Genomic DNA, 3,261 nt, shown 5'->3' with positions numbered 1-3,261 from the left:
TGCTGATAGTGTGATCCAAGCAGGGCACATAGAGATTGAGCGTGGTGACCTTCAACTGACCAGCCACGGTGATTTAACCAATAGTGGCACGATAGCAAGCAATGGCGCAATCACTGTGAATGCGCAAAACACTCTGAACCAAACGGGGCGTATTGTTTCGCAAAAGCGGATAGAACTCTCAACCGATGGCACCTTGACGCTGGGTGAGACAAGTGAGGTTGGTGGCTATGATGTAACGCTGAAGGCAGGCACACTCACCCAAGCTGGGCTTGTGGAAGCGCAAGGCGGGGTACTGACTCTCAACAGCCATGATGTTTTAAGCAATTCCGGTATCATGGTGGGCGGTGTTGTTGATGCGAAGCTTGGGTCTTTAGCCAATTCAGGTCAGCTTTTAGCCAGTGACAGCTTTACGCTTATAGCAAAAAGTCATGATCCGTCATTGGGGCAAGTTGCTCTGGTTTTAAATGGTGAAGACGGTGTTCTCAAAAGTGGTGGTGCTTTTGTCTTAACCGCAGATGTTTTGGACAATGCCGGCAGTATTGGTTCAAGTGGTGATGGGGTTGCGCTCAATGTGAGCGCTGATCTGAGTAATAGTGGGCTGATTTATGCCAAGAAATCTGCCATTTTCTCCTTAGATGGGGATTTTATTAATAAGTTTGCCGATGTCATTGCTGAAGACAATCTCATCATCCGTGGTTTAAGTGGAGAGCGGGCTGGTCATGTGATCAACAGCTCGGGTCTTTTAGAAGCCGTGTCAGGCGATATGACCTTCGATGTCTCAGCGCTTACCAACATGCGTGAAGGTGGAGTTGAAGTTAGCGATAAAGTGGTTTCTCACAGTTACGTGCGAGGAGAATGGGAAAAAATCCCAAATGTTGATAAACACACAAAGATCAAGAAAAATATCGACACCACGATCATTCGTCAGCAGCCTCATTTTATCAATAATGCTGCCCAGATTTTGGTAGGGCGCCATTTCACGGTTCATGCCGGTGATATCCGCAATAGTTATAGTTTGATTGCTGCTAATGGCAACATTGAGATGCAGGGTGATACGCTGCTCAATGAGGGGCGCGATTTAATCGAAACAACCAAGATTGTGACTAAAACACGCTACAGATATAAGCAATGTAGTATCACAAATCCAGGATGTATAGCGCACGATGCAAAAGAATGGGATGGTCCTACTTTTACCCAAACAACCGCCCGCACTTATGATACTGTTTACGGCACGATTGAAGCTGGTGGCACGCTTGATGCCAAGTTGACAGGCTATATTGATAATCATGCGGTGCGTGAGGGGGTTGAGCAAGTTGGCTTAAGCTCTGGCGATAAAGGGTTGGCTGGTGTTAAAAACACCGATTTTGATGGTTCCAAACCACTGATTAGTGATGATCGATTGGACGGTATTATCAATGGTTTGAAAGGGCACAAAGGGCTTTTTGCACCAAGCACAAAAACACCCGCACCAGAATCCATACAAGTGCCAACGCAAGATGGGCTTAACTCTGTTAAGACAGAATTGGCTCAGACCCAAACACCGGATGTGCCATTTTTAGTCGAGACGCGTCCAGATTTTATCAACCCAAGTAAATTTTTAGGATCGGACTATTACTTAAAAAAGATTGGCAATTATAAGCCTGAGCACGTGTTCAAAAAGTTGGGGGATGCTTATTTTGAATATCGTCTGGTGGGTGAGCAAATCTTTGAACTGACAGGCAATCGCACTCTTCTTGATGTTGAAGATCCCAATGCTCAAATGCAAAGGCTCTATGACAATGCTGTGGAGCAGCAAGATCCCTTGGGGTTAGTGCTAGGCAAGCCCTTAACGCCTCAGCAAATTGCTGGGATCAAAAAGGATATGATCTGGCTTGAGACCCACCTTGTCGACGGACAAGAGGTCTTGGTACCCCACGTTTATTTGGCACCAAACACTTCTTTAGCACAAGATGTTTATGGGGCAAAAACGCAGCAAGGAAACCTTGCCAGTGCACGTTTGAAAGGCAATGGCGTCACTATAGAGACGGACCGTCTTACCAATAGCGGCACCATATCAAGTAATGGTGCATTGCATGTTTCGACTACGCAAACTTTGTTTAATGATGGTGGTTTTTTGCTTGGCAGCGGTGCCGTAGATCTCAGCAGTGGCGATCTTTTAGCCAACTCTTCAGGGGTTATTCTGGGGGATATCATCACCCTCAATGCGAAGACAATCATTGATGGTACTGCAAAAATCCGTGACACGAATGAATATGGTTTCGTTGATCGGAGCGGGCAGCAGGCTCAAATCATTTCTATACAGGATTTAAACATTCACTCCCTTGGCGATTTAAGCATGACTGGTGGCCAATGGAGCAGTGGCGGTCCGATGACGGTGATTGTCGATGGTTCTGCTACGTTTGGTTCATTAGTGCTAGAGAGTGACCATAAGGAGACATTGGAAAAAGGGCATTATAACGCCCAAAGCAGTGAGCACCGTTTGACAGAAGTCAACAGTGATGGAGATTTGACCATTGTCACAGGTGGTGAACTTAACCTTGGGGGAAAGTTTAAAGCCAAGGGCAATGGGGATTTCACCAGTGGTGGCGCTCTCAACGCGATTTCAGAGCAAGATTTTAACAGTTTTGATTTGGATCTGAGGGGCAAAGAAGGCGACAAATCGAAGCAAAAGAATAAGTTTCGTCAACAATCAACAGAAGTTACTACAAACAAAACCACGATAGAAACAGAGGGCAACCTCTCCATGCATGCGCAAAATGGAGATCTCACGCTTGATGCGGCAGGGCTATCAAGTGGTGGTCAGACGCATTTGGCATCAGATACGGGGAAGATCAAGTTTCTGACCAACAAGGATCAAGATTTTAAGGACGTTTATCAGCGTAATGAAAACCTTGTGTGGTGGAGTGAGAGCGATAAAGGTTACCTTAAGGAGACCATCGAGCATGTCACCATAGATGCTAAGGGTGGCATAAAGCTTGATGCGGGTGATGGCTTTGTTGTTGAGTATCAGGCAACCGGTGATTTAGACAAATCCCTTGAGCAATTGTCTCGCTCTCCAGGCATGGCATGGATCAAGCAACTGCGTGATGATCCAGAATTATCCAAGCAAGTGGATTGGCAAGCAGTTAAGGCTGAATTTAAAGACTGGGATTATAAAGCCCAAGGGCTGACAGAAGCCGGTGCGGCTCTCGTGGCATTGGCTGTCACGGCGGTTACGGGTGGAGCAGCCTCGGGCGCTGCCAGTGCCATTACCGGTGCTTT

At 46.6% G+C, this 3,261-nt stretch carries 1 pseudogene; it reads left to right on the top strand.

The features are described from left to right. Positions 1 to 3,261: pseudogene (locus tag ACFIQE_RS09225) on the top strand (filamentous hemagglutinin); the annotation flags it as partial.

This window comes from Bartonella sp. AA1HLJMS (assembly GCF_042197445.1).
In the GTDB taxonomy this organism is placed as follows: Bacteria; Pseudomonadota; Alphaproteobacteria; order Rhizobiales; family Rhizobiaceae; genus Bartonella.
This window is presented reverse-complemented; position numbering and strand designations above follow the sequence as displayed.